Below are 16424 nucleotides of genomic sequence, written 5' to 3' on the forward strand. Positions count from 1 at the left end.
TGAACAGCGGATTCCGCCGCCTCGGTCCCCCGCCTCCCTCGGGCGGTTCCGCCGGCAGCCAACCACCGTACGGGGGCGGTCCGCTGTCCCCCGGCGGGGGACCGTGGCCTCCCGGTGTCCCTGGCCCGTGGCCAGGTCCGTAGCCTCCAGGAGGCGGTCCGAATCCACCGCCCGGAGGCGGCGCGTCACCCGGCGGTCCGGGCGGTTGGGGCGGTACGGGCGGCATGGCCATACCGTCAAGAGTCGCCTCATATCCGTCAGGACGCGACCCCTGCAGGGGAGTTGATACGAGCCCCGGCCAAATGGATCGCAATGGATCGCATGATTCCGAGAACACTCCCCCGCGCGGGAACACCTCAGCACCTCGTAGCGCATGTGACCCGCTCCCCCGACGGGCGGGTCACATGCGGTGAGGCGGATACGTCACGCGCGCGTGGCCTCAGCCGCGGGCGCCCAGCAGGTGGTCCGTCGCAAGCTGGTCGAGGCGCTCGAACGCCATCCCGCGCGCGGCAGCCGCCTCGACGTCGAACTCCTCGAAGGCCGTGCGGTCCGCGAGCAGTGCCTTGAGGCCGTCCGCCGCCGTGGGCTGCGCCAGCTCGTCCAGGCGAGACGCGCGCAGGGCCTCCTGGACCTCCGGGTCGGCCCGGAAGGCGGCCGAACGCTCCTTGAGGATGAGGTAGTTGCGCATGCAGCCGGCGGCCGACGCCCACACGCCGTCGAGGTCCTCAGTCCGCGGCGGCTTGAAGTCGAAGTGCTTCGGGCCCGCGTAACCGGCGCTCTCCAGGAGGTCGACCAGCCAGAAGGCGGCGCGCAGGTCGCCGGCGCCGAAGCGCAGGTCCTGGTCGTACTTGATGCCGGACTGACCGTTGAGGTCGATGTGGAAGAGCTTGCCCGCCCACAGGGCCTGCGCGATGCCGTGCGGGAAGTTGAGCCCGGCCATCTGCTCGTGGCCGACCTCGGGGTTGACGCCGTACAGCTCGGGGCGCTCCAGGCGCTCGATGAACGCCAGCGCGTGGCCGACGGTGGGCAGCAGGATGTCGCCGCGCGGCTCGTTCGGCTTGGGCTCGATGGCGAACTTCAGGTCGTAGCCCTGGGAGGTCACGTACTCGCCGAGGAGGTCGAAGGCCTCCTTCATGCGGTCGAGGGCGACGCGTACGTCCTTGGCGGCGCCGGACTCGGCGCCCTCGCGGCCGCCCCAGGCGACGTAGGTCCTGGCACCCAGTTCGACCGCGAGGTCGATGTTGCGGATCGTCTTGCGCAGGGCGTAACGGCGCACGTCGCGGTCGTTGGCGGTGAACGCGCCGTCCTTGAAGACGGGGTGCGTGAAGAGATTGGTGGTGGCCATCGGCACGGTCATGCCGGTCGCGTCGAGAGCCTCGCGGAAGCGCTTGATGTGCGCCTCGCGCTCGGTGTCGGAGGACCCGAAGGGGATCAGGTCGTCGTCGTGGAAGGTGACCCCGTAGGCGCCGAGCTCGGCCAGGCGCTGCACCGTCTCGACCGGGTCGAGGGCACGGCGGGTGGCGTCGCCGAAGGGGTCCCGTCCCTGCCAGCCGACGGTCCACAGGCCGAAGGTGAACCTGTCCTCGGGGGTGGGCTGGTAGTTCATGCCGCGGCTCCTTGCTTGCGGACGACTGCTTGCTACGACTCGCTACGACTATTTCGTCATGGCGGTTTACAAATTAGTATGCCGACGCGTCCCTGGGAAGGGACAAGATGTCCACCGAAGGGGTGAGGTCCGGGTCCAGGCGCCTCGGGCACCCTTGAAACAGCAGGTCAGATCCCGCAGAGCCGCGGAAAAGGGAGAGCCCGATGTCAGCAGCCGAGGGTCCGCTCGTCGTCGGCGTGGACACGTCCACCCAGTCCACGAAGGCACTGGTCGTCGACGCGTCGACCGGACAGGTCGTCGCGAGCGGCCAGGCACCGCACACGGTGTCCTCAGGGGCCGGCCGCGAGAGCGACCCGCGCCAGTGGTGGGACGCCCTGTGCGAGGCGCTGCGCCAGTGCGGCGACGCCGCGCACGAGGCCGCCGCGGTGTCGATCGGCGGGCAGCAGCACGGCCTGGTCACGCTGGACGACCGGGGCGAGCCGGTCCGTCCGGCCCTGCTGTGGAACGACGTGCGCTCGGCGCCGCAGGCCCGCCGCCTGACCGAGGAACTCGGCGGCGCGAAGTTCTGGGCCGAGCGCACGGGCTCCGTCCCGGCCGCTTCCTTCACGGTCACGAAGTGGGCCTGGCTGGCCGAGAACGAGCCGGAGGCGATCCGGGCGACCAAGGCGGTACGCCTCCCCCACGACTACCTCACCGAGCGCCTCACGGGGCAGGGCACCACCGACCGCGGCGACGCCTCCGGTACGGGCTGGTGGGCGTCGGGGACGGAGTCGTACGACGAGGAGATCCTCGCGCGCGTGGGGCTCGACCCGGCGCTGCTGCCCCGTGTGGTCCGGCCCGGCGAGGTCGCGGGCACGGTGCGCGACAGCCATGACCTGCCGTTCTCCAAGGGCACCCTGGTCGCTCCCGGGACCGGTGACAACGCGGCCGCCGCGCTCGGCCTCGGCCTGCGTGCCGGCACGCCCGTGCTGAGCCTCGGCACGTCGGGCACGGTGTACGCGGTCTCCAAGCGGCGCCCCGCCGACCCGACCGGCACTGTTGCGGGCTTCGCCGACGCGCACGGCGACTGGCTGCCGCTGGCCTGCACCCTGAACTGCACCCTCGCCGTCGACCGCCTCGCGGCCCTGCTCGGCCTCGACCGTGAGGCGGTGGAACCCACCACGGACCTCACCCTCCTGCCCTACCTGGACGGTGAACGCACCCCGAACCTGCCGAACGCCTCGGGCCTGCTGCACGGCCTGCGCCACGACACGACCGCCGGTCAGCTCCTGCAGGCCGCCTACGACGGCGCCGTCCACGCGCTGCTGGGCGCCCTGGACCTGGTCCTGGACGAGGACGCGGACCGCTCGGCCCCGCTGCTGCTGATCGGCGGCGGCGCCCGGGGCACGGCCTGGCAGCAGACCGTACGACGGCTGTCGGGGCGTCCGGTGCAGGTCCCCGAGGCCAAGGAGCTGGTCGCGCTCGGCGCGGCGGCCCAGGCGGCCGGGCTGCTGACCGGCGAGGATCCCGCCGCGGTCGCCCGGCGCTGGAACACCACGCGCGGTCCGGTACTCGACGCCGTGGAGCGGGACGAGGAGACGCTGGCCAGGATCAGCGGGGTACTCTCCGACGCGGCCCCGCTGCTGGAGCGGAGCCCGGAAGCTCACTGAGGACTGACTTCAGGCATGACCGCACCGCTGCACGAGGCCCACCCGGCCGGCGCCGGGCGCGCGCTGCCCAACACCCAGCAGGGCATGCGCCGCCGCAACCTCGCCCGGGTGATGCACACCGTCAGCGCCGAGGGCCCGCTCTCCCGTGCCGCCGTGGCCTCCCGCATCGGGCTGACCCGTGCGGCGGTGTCCACGCTCGTCGACGAGCTGATCCGCTCGGGGCTGCTGGAGGAGCTCGGCCCCGAGCGGCCCGGCCGGGTGGGCCGTCCCGGATCGGCGCTGGCCGTCAGCGGGCACGGTCCGGCCGGAATCGGTGCCGAGGTCGGCGTCGACCATCTCGCCGTCTGCGCGGTCGATCTGCGCGGCGAGGTGCGGTCCAGGGCCGTGCGGTACGGCGCGAACCGGGGCCGTGCACCGGAGCCGGTGCTCGAGGAACTCACCGAGCTGGTGCACCGGGTGCTCGCCGAGGCCGAGGGCGAGGGTCTGTGGCCCGCCGGTCTGGCGGTCGCCGTACCGGGCCTGGTGGCGCGGGACGCCCGTACGGTCGTCCGCGCGCCGAACCTCGACTGGCGCGACACGGATCTCGGCTCTCTGCTGCCCGTGGACTTCGCCCTGTCCGTGGGCAACGAGGCCAACTTCGGCGCGCTCGCCGAACTCTGGCTGGGCGACGGCACCGCGCGTGACTTCCTGCACGTGTCGGCGGAGATCGGCATCGGTGCGGCAGTCGTGGTGGACGGAGGGCTGCTGCACGGAACACGCGGTTTCGCCGGTGAGTTGGGGCACGTGCCCGTCCGGCCGGACGGGCCCGAGTGTCCGTGCGGGGGACGCGGGTGCCTGGAGCAGTACGCCGGTGAGGAGGCGGTACTGCGTGCAGCCGGACTCGAACCCGGCGAGGACCGCGTCGGGCTGCTCGCCGAGCGTGCCGCCGAGGGCGACGTGGACGTACGGCGGGCGCTGCGCGACGCGGGAACGGCCCTGGGCATCGCGCTGACGGGCGCGGTCAATCTGCTCGACCCCGAGAGTGTGGTGCTGGGGGGTGCCCTGGCGGGGCTCGCACCCTGGCTGTTGCCCTCGCTGGAGGCCGAGTTGGACCGGCGCACCGCGGGGCCCGCCTGTCCGGTGTCCGTGTCGCGGCTGGGCCCCGAAGGGCCGTTGCTCGGAGCCGCGCACTCGGTGGTGCGAGCGGTGCTGGACGATCCGGCGGCCGTGGCGGAACGGGCCTGACTGCAGGGCGAGTTCGGCGATCGTCCGGGGTTCCCTCGCTTCGCCGCGCCGGGCCACCCTCACCCGTTCCGGTGAGCGAGTTGTCCACAATCCCGCCTCTGTCCACGGAAAGACGGCATGCCCTTCAGCCCGACCTGCCTGCCCCGTACCGTGATTCACGCGAGGCAGGGCCGTCGTGCCAGGTACGTCGAGGCAGGTACGTCATGCCAGGTACGTCGAGGCTGCTCACCACCGTGAAACGAGGGGGATTCACATGTCGAGGGAAACTGCGGCAGGGGTGCGGCGATGAGCGACCCCCGCATCCTGACCGTGCGACCCGAACCCGGCGAGTACGCCTGGACCTTCGGCGGCGCACCGCCCGTGGCGCGCATCGCACCCGGCACGGTCCTCGACCTGTACACGGAGGACTGCTTCGCCGGCCGGGTGCGCTCGGAGAAGGACCTGGTGTCCGAGGTGTGCGAGTTCCCGTACCTCAACCCCCAGACCGGTCCCTTCCACATCGAGGGCGCCGAACCGGGTGACACGGTCGCCGTGCACTTCGTGTCGATCGAACCGGCCAGGGACTGGGCGGCGTCGACCACCGTCCCGCTGTTCGGCGCACTCACCTCGACACACACCACAGCCACACTGCAACCGCCCCTGCCGGAGACCGTGTGGATCTGGCAGCTCGACCGGGCGCGGCGTACGGCGCTGTTCCGGGCGCACGACAGCGACATCGAGGCCGAGCTGCCCATGGACCCGATGCACGGCACCGTCGGAGTGGCACCGGCCAATCTGGAGGTGCGCTCGGCCCTGGTGCCCGACGCGCACGGCGGGAACATGGACACGCCGGAGATGCGGGCGGGCGTCACCTGCTATCTCGGGGTGAACGTCGAGGGCGCGCTGCTCAGCCTCGGCGACGGCCACGCCCGGCAGGGCGAGGGGGAGACCTGTGGAGTCGCGGTCGAGTGCGCGATGAACACCGTCGTGATCGTCGAGCTGCTCAAGGGGCTCGCCACGCCCTGGCCGCGGATCGAGTCGGACACGCACCTCATCTCGACGGGGTCCGCCCGGCCGCTGGAGGACGCGTTCCGGATATCCCAACTGGACCTGGTGCAATGGCTGGTGCGCGACTACGGGTTCAGTGAGCTGGACGCCTACCAGTTCGCGACCCAGGCCGTCGAGTCGCCGCTGGCCAATGTGTGCGACACCAACTACACGTGCGTGGCCAAGATCCGCAAGCAGTGGCTGCCCGCACGTGAGACGCACCGCGGAGTGCATGCGCGGCTGCGGGAGACCGCGGCGACTCTGCGCTGAGCGCCCCGGCCGGCCACGAGCCGAAAAACGGTCTCCTCACTGAACGGCAATCCCCACGGCAAGGCAATCGCCCTGTGGGACCACACTGAAAGGGAATCCTCTGTTGGACCACGCAAGCCCGCGTCTCAGCCGACGCCGGATCCTCCAGGGAACCGCCCTCGCCGCCGTCCCGTACGCCGTCCTCCCCGCAGCCCGGGCCGGAGCGCACACCCCGGGCCCGGACTACCCGCTCGCCGAGTGGCGGCCGGCGAGCGCCGGCAACTACACGGTGGCCGACCGCCCCGCGACCCACCCGGTGGATCAGGTGATCATCCACGTGACACAGACCTCCTACCGCAAGACGCTGCTGGTGTTCCAGAACCCCGGGAAGAAGGTGTCCGCCCACTACGTCGTCCGGTCGGCCGACGGACACGTGTCCCAGTGCGTGCGCGAGGCGGACATCGCCTGGCACGCCGGAGACTGGGACCACAACACGCGCAGCGTCGGCATCGAGCACGAGGGCTGGGTGGACAGCCCCGGCTACTTCACCGACGTCCTGTACGAGAAGTCGGCGCGGCTCACGGCGGCGATCTGCGCCAGACACGGCATACCGAAGGACCGTGCGCACATCATCGGTCACTACGAGGTGCCGGGCACGGACCACACCGATCCGGGCCCGCACTGGGACTGGACGCGCTATATACGACTGGTCAATCTCGTCTGAGGGCTCGCACGTCTGCGCCGGTGTGCCCACCGTCAGGGTGTCGCCCGTCGAAAAGGTTGTCCGCGCGCGTACCCGGAGTGACGATGTCCCCAGCCGCATCGCCGTCCGGGAGGCCGAGTTGACGGATCCGTGGGTGGCCCTGGAGCCGGGGGCCGACGCTGCCGAGCGTGTACGGGTGCTGCGTCGTGCGCATGAGACGTTCACCGAGGTGGGGACCGTGCCGAAGCCGGTGCGGGCCGTGGTGGCCGACTCGTGGCGGCGCTCCGCGCGCGCAGGTGTCGGTCCGGACGGCGTCGCGAGTGTGGAGCTGGCGGACGGGGAGCTCGGCGCCTATCGCGCGGAGCATCCGCTGGCGCCGGTGATGCCGTTGTTCCGGGAGCTGCTCGGCACGTTCGCCGCCGACGGGGAGCATCTGCTCGCGGTGTGCGACGCGCACGGCAGGCTGCTGTGGGTGGAAGGTCATGCCACGACCCGGCGCAGGGCGGGGCTGATGAACTTCGTGCCGGGTGCGCGGTGGGCGGAGACCGCGGTCGGGACCAACGCACCGGGTACGGCGGTCGCCGTGGACCGGCCGGTGCAGGTGTTCGCCGCCGAGCACTTCATACGCCAGGTGCAGCCGTGGACCTGTGCGGCGGCGCCCGTGCACGATCCGCGCACCGGGCGGGTGCTCGGGGCGGTGGACATCACCGGTGGGGACGGGCTCGCGCATCCGCACAGCCTGGGGTTCGTGCAGGCGGTGGCGCGTGCCGCGGAGTCCCATCTGGCGCTGCTCGCCCCGCCGGGACCCGCCGCCGGCACACCCGAGCTGATCGCGCTGGGCCGTGACGAGGCGCAGCTGCTGATGGGCGGCCGCCGGATCAGGCTCAGTCGCCGGCACAGCGAGATCCTGGTGCTGCTGGCGCGCCACCCGGAGGGGCTGACCGGGGACGAGTTGCTGTGCGCCCTGTACGAGGACGAGTCGGTGACGCCGGTGACGCTGCGCGCCGAACTGGCCCGTCTGCGCCGCACCCTCGGCCCCGGGCTGCTCGCCTCGCGGCCGTACCGGCTCACGGTGCCGGTCGAGTCGGACGTGGCGGCCGTCGAACGTCGCCTGGAGACAGGGGCGGTCACGGCAGCGGCCACCGCGTACTGCGGCCCGCTGCTGCCCGGTTCCCAGGCACCGGCGGTGGTGCGGCTCAGGCGGCGGCTGGCCGACAGCCTGCGGACGGCGCTCATCGCCCGCCGCGACCCCGACCTGCTGGCCGACTGGGCGCACACGCCGTGGGGCGAGGACGACCTCGACGTCTGGCGGGCCCTCGCTGCGGTGCGTCCGACGGCGGGGGTGCGGTCACGGCTGGCCGCGCTGGAATCGGAGCTGTCGGCACCGCCTGTCTGGGAACACCGCGCGGCACACCGACGCCCTCCGGCCCGCGCAACGTAGTTGCAACGTCGCCGTCCCTAGCCTCGCGCCGAGAGCTGCCCAACGGCGGGCAGCGCTTCTTCGGGAGGCACAGGAGTATGACCCGTTACGCGGCGCCCGGCACCGAGGGTGCGATCGTCTCCTACCAGGCGCGCTACGACCACTTCATCGGCGGGGAGTACGTGCCGCCGATCCGGGGGCAGTACTTCGAGAATCCGTCGCCGGTGAACGGGCAGCCGTTCACCGAGATCGCGCGGGGCACGGCGGAGGACGTGGAGCGGGCGCTCGACGCGGCGCACGCGGCCGCCCCCGCGTGGGGCCGGGCCTCGGTGACCGAGCGCGCCGACATCCTGCTCAAGATCGCCGACCGGATGGAGGCGAACCTGGAGCGGCTGGCGGTCGCCGAGAGCTGGGAGAACGGCAAGCCGGTGCGGGAGACGCTGGCCGCCGACATTCCGCTGGCCATCGACCACTTCCGCTATTTCGCGGGGGCGATCAGGGCGCAGGAGGGCTCGCTCGGCGAGGTCGACGACGGCACGGTGGCGTATCACTTCCACGAGCCGCTCGGCGTGGTCGCGCAGATCATCCCGTGGAACTTCCCGATCCTCATGGCGACCTGGAAGCTCGCCCCCGCGCTGGCCGCGGGCAACGCGGTCGTCCTCAAGCCGGCCGAGCAGACCCCGGCGTCCATCCACTACTGGCTCGGCCTGATCGCCGACCTGATCCCGCCCGGCGTGATCAACATCGTCAACGGGTTCGGCGTGGAGGCGGGCAAGCCGCTGGCGTCCAGCCCGAGGGTGGCCAAAGTGGCGTTCACCGGGGAGACCACGACCGGCCGGCTGATCATGCAGTACGCCTCGGAGAACATCACGCCGGTCACCCTCGAACTCGGCGGGAAGTCCCCGAACATCTTCTTCGACGACGTCTGGGCGGCGAACGACGACTTCCGGGACAAGGCACTCGAGGGCTTCACGATGTTCGCGCTCAACCAGGGCGAGGTGTGCACGTGCCCGTCCCGGGCGCTGGTCCAGCGGGGCCGTTACGCCGAGTTCATGGAGGCGGCGATCGCCCGCACCGAACAGATCAAGACCGGTCACCCGCTGGACACGGACACGATGATCGGTGCGCAGGCCTCCAACGACCAGTTGGAGAAGATCCTCTCCTACCTGGACATCGGCCGGCAGGAAGGCGCCAGGGTCCTCACGGGCGGTGAACGTATCGAGCACGACGGCGAGTTGAAGGGCGGGTACTACGTCCAGCCGACCGTCTTCGAGGGTGACAACCGCATGCGGATCTTCCAGGAGGAGATCTTCGGGCCGGTCGTGTCCGTGACGTCCTTCGACGACTTCGACGACGCCGTGAAGATCGCCAACGACACGCTGTACGGTCTCGGCGCGGGCGTGTGGACCCGGGACATCAACACCGCGTACCGCGCGGGCCGCGCGATCCAGGCGGGCCGCGTGTGGACGAACTGCTACCACGCCTATCCGGCGCATGCGGCGTTCGGCGGCTACAAGGGCTCGGGTATCGGCCGGGAGACGCACAAGATGATGCTGGAGCACTACCAGCAGACGAAGAACATTCTTGTTTCATACAGTCCGAAGAAACTCGGGTTCTTCTAGAGCTGCAAGTCGGTTGTCCGGAGGGAGCTTTCCCCTGGAGCGCCGCGGGCCCCCTGCGCTCACGGGACGGCTCATCGCGGTTGCCGGCCTCTGACAAGCGCTGTGGGCAGTGATGCGTCAAGGATCAGATCACGCGGCAGCGCCAGTTCGAAGCACTGCTCCAGAACGGTGAGCGAGGCACGGTGCGCCGTGTCCCTCTCCCTCTCCTCCGGGATTCCGGCCGCGTCGATTTCAGCGCGGACGAGGTCGGCGCCGGGGCCGGTGATCTCCGGCGACCACGTGTGCATGTACATATCGAAACCACACACATACTGGTCGTCGTGGAAGTAGGCGAATGCGGGTGGCGGGACTTTGGGGTTCTGCTTCTCGTGGTAGAGCTCGAAGACGTGGGCGCCGTCTCGGGATGTCCCGTCGTGGTACGCGGGCCCGAGGACGGACGGCCAGTGGCCGTAGGCGATGGCGAAGCCCAGGCCGGCGTGGTCGCCGTAGCGGACGGCGATGCTGTCGGCGTCGCCGCGCTCCGCGTCGAGCCCGTCGATGAGCGCTTCGGCCTGCGGCCCGGTGGTGGCCTGGACCGGTACGGGGCCGCCGGGAGCGGCGAGGCGGGCGGCGAGCTGTTCGCCGGTCAGGCCCCGGGCCAGCTTGATGCAGTAGCCGAGCCAGGAGATGTCCGCGTCGGCTATCCATGTGATCCCGCCGGAACTCACTGCGTGCCTCCGTTCTCCGGTGTGGCACGGCCCGGGGTCGGGCCTGCGACCGGCCACGGGCCCCCATTCGGTGTGCGTCAGTATCGTGCCACCGGATGTCGCACTTGATCGTCGACTTCGAGGCGTCGCACTTGTCGAAGCCCGGCGTCGGAGTGGAGCCAGGGTCATCCTGGCTCCACTCCGTGGTGCGGGCGTGTCACTGGAACTGTGCGAAGAACCTCCAGATCTCTGCTTTGGTCCAGGTGGTGACGCCGTTGTCGCCGGTGGAGCCGTCGACCGGACCGGGTGCGTGGCCTCCGTCGAACGCGGCCCACTGGACCGGGTATCCGGCACGGCAGCCCGAGTAGGTCGTCGTGATGTGCGTTCGGCTGCCCGGCGCGGGCTCGCGCGGGCTCTGGGCGGCGCAGCCGTTGTTGCGGACGAATCGGTCGCGCAGGGACCGTCCTTGCGCGATGTTGAGGACGGAGTCGCTGACCCCGTGGATTCCGAAGTAGGCGATGGGCTGGGTGCCGCCACTGCAGCCGCTGATCTCAGCACCGGATATGACCGCGACGGCCCTGAAGACGTTCGCCCGGCTGCACGCGAGTGCGTAGCTCATACCGCCGCCCCAGCTGAATCCCGTGGCGAAACGCTGTGCCGGGTTGACACAGAGGCCGCCCTCGATTCGCCGGATCATGTCGTCGACGAAGGTGACGTCCTCACCGCCCGAATTGGCCCAGCCGTTGCCGAGGCCCTGAGGAGCGACGAGGATCGCGCTGTTGTTCGACTGTTCCTGTTGGCCGTAGTAGGACCAGGCGATCCCGCTGGTGCCGCCCGAGGCGACGTCGCCGGCGGTTCCGCCTCGCCAGTGGAACGCGAAGATCAGCCGGTAGCGGTGGTTGTTGTCGTAGTTGGCCGGAACCCTGAGGATGAAGCTGCGGCTCTTGCCGCCGCTCTGAATCGTGTGCGTACCGCTTGCCAGAGTCGGTGCGCTGCCGCATCCGCCGGCGCCACCGCCACCGGATGACAGCTTGATCATCTGCCATTGCTGGTTGGCTCCGCCCCAGTCGGTGTACTGGACGACGTTGCCTCCGTCGGCGGTGGAGGCACCCTGCACCTCCACCGCCTTGCCGCTGGTGCGGTTGATCAGCCGGACGTGGCCCGCGTCGGAGTCGGCCAGGCGGAACTGCTGGTTGGCCCCGTTGTGGTCGGCCCACTGCTGGATCGCGGCACCGTCCGCGGTCGAGGCGCCGGCCACGTCGAGAACCTTGTCCGAATGCCGGGCCTTGAGGCGGTAGAAGCCGTCGCCGGAGTCCACGAACTGCCACTGCTGGTTGGTCCCGTCGTTGCGCGTCCACTGGCTGACCCGCGCGCCGTCGGCGGTGGACGCGCCGGAGACGTCCAGCGCCTTGCCGCTGTTGCGGTTGACCAGGACGTACCAGGCGTTGGTGTCCACCGTCGCCGCCCGGGCGGGCGCCGGATCCACCACGGCGAGCATGCCGATCGCGAGGGTCGCCGCCACCAGGGCTGCGATCCGGGACCACCAGCGATGTCTTCCTGGTAAGACGAGGGAAGTCGCATCGTAGGCCGTCATCGATTCACCCCTTCGTTTGTGGCACGCCCTGTCAGGTGCGGGTCCAGCGTTGGTTGCTGCCGTTCGAGCAGGAGTAGAGCTGGATCAGGGTGCCGTTGGCGGTGCCGCCCGAGGCGGCGTCGAGGCAGAGGCCGGACTGTACGCCGACGATGGATCCGTCGGAGTTGAGGCGCCATTTCTGGTTGTCGCCGCCCCAGCAGCTGTAGATCTGGACTTTGGTGCCGTTGCCGGTGCCGGCGGCGTCCAGGCACTTGTTGCCGTAGACCCTGAGCTCACCGGCCGCGGTGTACGTCCACTGCTGGTTGGTGCCGTTGTGGCAGTCCCACAGCTGGAGTTGGGTGCCGTCGGTGGTGCCGGCGCCGGGCACGTCCAGGCAGCGGCCCGAACCGACGCCCTTGATCTGTCCCGAACCCGACGGGGGCGGCGTGGTGGTGCCGCCGTTGAGTGCGTTGAGGACGGCGGTGTAGGCAGGCTTCTTGCTGCCGTCGCCGTTGAACAGCAGCGGCGTCTGCTCCGCACGCCAGGAGTCGGTGTCGCGCACACCCCAGACGGTGATGCCGAGGCAGCGCGAAACGGCCAGGCAGTCGTTGGTCACGTTGGCGTAGGTCGTGGGCGAGGCGCCCTGGATGTCGAGTTCGGTGACGGCCACGTCGACGCCGAGAGCGGCGAAACTCTGCAAGGTGGTACGGAAGTTACTGTTGTACGGGCTGTCGTTGTTGAAGTGCGCCTGGAACCCGACGCAGTCGATCGGTACGCCGCGCTGCTTGAAGTCCTTGACCATGGCGTACACGGCCTGGGTCTTGGCCCAGGTCCAGTTGTCGGTGTTGTAGTCGTTGTAGCAGAGCTTGGCGGCCGGGTCCGCGGCGCGCGCGGTGCGGAAGGCGACCTCGATCCAGTCGTTGCCGGTGCGTTGCAGGTTGGAGTCGCGCCGGGCTCCCGAGTTGCCGTCGGCGAAGGCCTCGTTCACGACGTCCCACTGGGCGATCTTGCCCTTGTAGTGGGCCATCACGCCGTTGATGTGGTCGATCATCGCCTGGCGCAGCGTGCTGCCGCTGAGGCTCTGCATCCAGCCGGGCTGCTGGGAGTGCCAGGCCAGGGTGTGACCCCGCACCTTCTTGCCGTTCTGCACCGCCCAGTTGTAGACGCGGTCACCGGCGGAGAAGTTGAACTGGCCCCGCTGCGGTTCGGTGGCGTCTATCTTCATCTCGTTCTCGGCCGTCACCATGTTGAACTCACGGCTCGCGATCGTCGTGTACGCCGAGTCGCCCAGCCGACCCGAGGCGATGGCGGTGCCGAAGTAACGGCCGCTCTGCGCCGCCGCGGCACCGAGCGTGCTCTCGGCGGCGTGTGCGGTCGGCAGCGCGACCAGTGCGGCGGCCGCACCGAGGGTGCCGACGACCAGCGCGAGCAGCAGGCCGCGGATCTTCCGGCGGACAGCGGATCTGGGAAGGGCATACAAGCCCATGACTGTGCCTCCAAGGTGGACATCACGGAATGGCTGAAGCGCAGAGGAAAGGGCCGCCCGCTCCCATTCGACAGACGGCGTTGGTGCGAACCTCACCGGCACGAAACGGGGTGGCGCGGGTGGTTTGCTCGGGGCCGGCGTGGTTCGCATTCTCGAAACGTGGCGGTCACCCAGTGAGGGATGATTGAGGGCTTGACGGTGAATCGTCAATACTCATCACACAGAATGTTTCCGGCCCTCGTTCGAAACATTCGAAACGGCGTCGAGTCGAACGGTGAACGCTCCGGCGCCACCTTCGGCGGATACCGCAGGCCCGCGCCGAGACCAGGACGCGTGTGCGGACGCCACTCCCCCGCCTCCTCTCCCTGCTCGGCGGCTTGTACCGGCGAGCCGCATCGCGAACCGCGGGAGTGCTTCCGGGGCGGCGCGACAGCTCGCCAAACCCGAAGAGGGGAGGAACTGTTTGTAGACAGATCGGCGACAGACCTTGACCGGAGAGCCCCGCATTCCTAGCTTGTGGCGTCAAAGGTTCGGGGATATCTTCGAAAGTTTCGAAACTGTCCCCGCCCCCGGTTCGGCCGCTTCGCGGTGCATCGGCGTCACCTCACCCCGCCCCCAAGGAGGCCCTCTGATGTGGTTTCGCCACCCGTCCCCGGTTCGTCTCAGACGCTTACTCGCCGTCCTTTCGCCCTTGCTGCTCGTGGCCACCTTCATCGGTGCCCAGCCCGCCAGCGCGGCGACCGTAGACCCCAACGCCTCGTATGTGCTGGTCAACCGCAACAGCGGCAAAGCCCTGGATGTCTACAACCTGGCGACCGACGACGGCGCCCGCCTCACCCAGTGGACCAGGAACGATCAGAACCAGCAGCAGTGGCAGTTCGTCGATTCCGGGGGCGGCTACTACCGCATCAAGTCCCGTCACTCGGGCAAGGTGCTGGATGTCTACAACTGGTCCACCGCGAACGGCGGTTCGATCGTCCAGTGGACCGACCTGAACGCCACCAACCAGCAGTGGCGGCTGGCCGACAGCTCCGACGGCTACGTGAGGCTCATCTCGCGCCACAGCAACAAGGCCCTCGAAGTACAAGGCGCCTCCACCGCCGACAACGCGAACATCGTCCAGTACGACGACTGGGGCGGCAGCAACCAGCAGTGGCAGCTCGTCAAGGTCGGCGCCGACAACCCCGGCCCGTGCGACCTTCCGTCGACCTACCGCTGGGCATCAACGGGCGCGCTGGCGCAGCCCAAGCCGGGGTGGGTCTCGCTCAAGGACTTCACCGTCGTCCCCTACAACGGCAGGCAACTCGTCTATGCGACGACGCACGACACGGGGACGCGCTGGGGCTCCATGAACTTCAGCCCGTTCACCAATTGGTCGGAGATGGCCTCGGCCGGCCAGAACACGATGTCGAATTCCACCGTCGCACCCACGCTCTTCTACTTCGCACCGAAGAACATCTGGGTGCTCGCCTACCAATGGGGCAGGACGGCCTTCTCCTACCGGACGTCGAGCGACCCCACCAACCCGAATGGCTGGTCATCCGAGCAGGTGCTCTTCTCCGGAAGCATCTCCGGGTCCGGAACAGGACCCATCGACCAGACGCTCATCGCTGACGGCACGAACATGTACCTGTTCTTCGCCGGCGACAACGGCAAGATCTACCGGGCCAGTATGCCGATCGGGAACTTCCCGGGCAGCTTCGGCACGAACTCGACAGTGATCATGAGCGATTCGACGAACAACCTGTTCGAAGCCCCGCAGGTCTACAAGCTCCAGGGCCAGAACCGCTACCTCATGATCGTCGAGGCGATCGGCTCGCAGGGCCGCTACTTCCGCTCGTTCACGGCCACCAGTCTGAACGGCTCATGGACACCCCAGGCCGCGACCGAGAGCAATCCTTTCGCCGGCAAGGCCAACAGTGGCGCCACCTGGACCAACGACATCAGCCATGGCGAACTGATCCGCACCAGCCCTGATCAGACCATGACCGTCGATCCCTGCAACCTGCAGTTGCTCTACCAGGGGCGCAGCCCCAGCTCAGGCGGCGACTACGGCCTCCTGCCCTACCGTCCGGGTCTGCTGACACGGCAGCGCTGACGGTATGACACGGGTCCGGCCCCGGTAGGGAGCCGGACCCGTGTCGTACTCGCCGAAGAAGCCGGGCTTCTTCTAAGAGGCTTCCAGGTCGGTGTGCAGTATGTGGTGGTCCGAGTACGGAGTCGGCTCCACATGGCGGCCGAGCGGGACGAGGCCTCGCAGGAAGACGTAGTCGAACTTGCTCTGCCAGTCGGTGGTCGGCTCGCAAGTGGCGGTGGCCGAGGGTTGGCACTCGGGGTCTGTGTCCTCGGCCAGTGCCCATATCCCGTTCAGTTCGGAGGCGTCGGGCACGGCGTTGAAGTCGCCGAGAACGATGGCGCGCTCGTGCCGGGCGACGTCTGCGGCGAGTACGGCGATCTGGTCCGCCCGGACCGCCTCTTGGCGTCGTTGGGCGAGATGGGTGTTGAAGACCCGGACGGGCCGGTCGCTCACTGTGGTGGTGACCGCGATGTACCCGCGGTCCTCGGATCCGCCGTCGGGGTATTCCACCTTGACGACGTCGGTCATCGGTGCCGCCGAGAGGATCGCCTGGCCGTAGGCCCCCGGACTCCACGGCACTCCCCCGCAGCGTCCCCAACTCCTGAGCACCGTCCCGTACTCGACGTGGTAGTCGAGCCCGTAACGGCTCTTCAGATAGCTCCGGATCCTTTCGACATCACGCACGCACGCTTCCTGGAGACCGATGACCTGGGGCGCGAACCTGGCGATCTCCGCTGCCCGGCCGGCGTTGCCCGTCTCGCAGGGGTTGCAGATGTTCCACGTCAGGACCCGGTTCGGTACGACGTCCCGGACCGCGTCGACGGGCACCGATCCGGCGGAGAGGGCGCCGCTCGGCACACTGGGGCCGACGAGCCCCAACCAGGCCACGGTCATGGCGCCCGCGAACACCCGCGTGCCCCTTGCGAACACCATTGCCTCCCCGAAGTGGATACGGAAGTGGAGGCGTGTGTCATCCGACGTCTCCATGAACGAGGTTATGGGACGCGGCCCAGCCCACGTGACAGGAATCCTGGACCCATTTCTCCGGCGAGAACCCCGTGCGGACAGGGGCGCGGGCGCCCCCTATTCGGGTGCTTGTGTGC

12 protein-coding genes are annotated in these 16424 nt (G+C 69.6%); 7 read left to right on the forward strand and 5 right to left on the reverse strand.

The window, feature by feature from the left end; all coding sequences use genetic code 11:
- Positions 1–439: 439 nt before the first annotated feature.
- Entirely contained in the window at positions 440–1606 is a 1167-nt protein-coding gene (gene xylA / locus ACIBU0_RS28815) for a xylose isomerase (protein ID WP_398824125.1), read from the reverse strand.
- 203 nt (positions 1607–1809) lie between these two features.
- Here xylA and xylB point away from each other — a divergent pair, with 203 nt between their 5' ends.
- The 6 genes from xylB to ACIBU0_RS28845 all read left to right on the forward strand — a co-directional run bounded on the left by xylB (position 1810) and on the right by ACIBU0_RS28845 (position 9499).
- Positions 1810–3255 (forward strand): xylulokinase, encoded by a 1446-nt coding sequence (gene xylB, locus ACIBU0_RS28820; protein ID WP_398824128.1) that lies wholly within the window; start codon positions 1810–1812, stop codon positions 3253–3255.
- A 15-nt stretch (positions 3256–3270) separates the two neighbouring features.
- Entirely contained in the window at positions 3271–4479 is a 1209-nt protein-coding gene (locus tag ACIBU0_RS28825; protein WP_398824131.1) for an ROK family protein, read from the forward strand.
- Positions 4480–4764: 285 nt separating this feature from the next.
- Complete coding sequence (locus ACIBU0_RS28830) at positions 4765–5775, forward strand: acetamidase/formamidase family protein (protein ID WP_398824134.1); 1011 nt, start codon at positions 4765–4767, stop codon at positions 5773–5775.
- Positions 5776–5878: 103 nt separating this feature from the next.
- Positions 5879–6478: an N-acetylmuramoyl-L-alanine amidase gene (locus ACIBU0_RS28835; RefSeq protein WP_398824137.1), complete on the forward strand. Its 600-nt coding sequence runs from the start codon at positions 5879–5881 to the stop codon at positions 6476–6478.
- 118 nt (positions 6479–6596) lie between these two features.
- On the forward strand, positions 6597–7898 hold the full coding sequence (locus tag ACIBU0_RS28840; RefSeq protein ID WP_398824140.1) for a GAF domain-containing protein: 1302 nt from the start codon (positions 6597–6599) through the stop codon (positions 7896–7898).
- 77 nt (positions 7899–7975) lie between these two features.
- A complete protein-coding gene (locus ACIBU0_RS28845; protein ID WP_398824143.1) occupies positions 7976–9499 on the forward strand; it encodes an aldehyde dehydrogenase family protein in 1524 nt (507 codons plus the stop codon).
- A 71-nt stretch (positions 9500–9570) separates the two neighbouring features.
- On the opposite strand, the gene ACIBU0_RS28850 is transcribed toward ACIBU0_RS28845, so the two are convergent.
- From ACIBU0_RS28850 to ACIBU0_RS28860, 3 genes are all read right to left on the reverse strand, one after another.
- The gene (locus ACIBU0_RS28850; RefSeq protein ID WP_398824146.1) at positions 9571–10206 is read right to left on the reverse strand and encodes a hypothetical protein; all 636 of its coding nucleotides are present in this window, start codon (positions 10204–10206) and stop codon (positions 9571–9573) included.
- Between the two features lie 196 nt (positions 10207–10402).
- Positions 10403–11710, reverse strand: coding sequence for an RICIN domain-containing protein (locus ACIBU0_RS28855; protein ID WP_398824602.1), 1308 nt, complete (start codon positions 11708–11710; stop codon positions 10403–10405).
- 100 nt (positions 11711–11810) lie between these two features.
- Entirely contained in the window at positions 11811–13244 is a 1434-nt protein-coding gene (locus tag ACIBU0_RS28860; RefSeq protein WP_398824149.1) for an endo-1,4-beta-xylanase, read from the reverse strand.
- 631 nt (positions 13245–13875) lie between these two features.
- Between ACIBU0_RS28860 and ACIBU0_RS28865 the strand changes: the two genes are divergently transcribed.
- A complete protein-coding gene (locus tag ACIBU0_RS28865) occupies positions 13876–15342 on the forward strand; it encodes a non-reducing end alpha-L-arabinofuranosidase family hydrolase (protein WP_398824152.1) in 1467 nt (488 codons plus the stop codon).
- A 72-nt stretch (positions 15343–15414) separates the two neighbouring features.
- Here ACIBU0_RS28865 and ACIBU0_RS28870 read toward each other — a convergent pair whose 3' ends face one another.
- Positions 15415–16254 carry an endonuclease/exonuclease/phosphatase family protein gene (locus tag ACIBU0_RS28870; protein ID WP_398824604.1) on the reverse strand — a complete coding sequence of 280 codons (840 nt, stop codon included), beginning with the start codon at positions 16252–16254 and terminating at the stop codon, positions 15415–15417.
- Positions 16255–16424 lie beyond the last annotated feature (170 nt).

This window comes from Streptomyces sp. NPDC049627 (assembly GCF_044465645.1).
Lineage (GTDB): Bacteria > Actinomycetota > Actinomycetes > Streptomycetales > Streptomycetaceae > Streptomyces.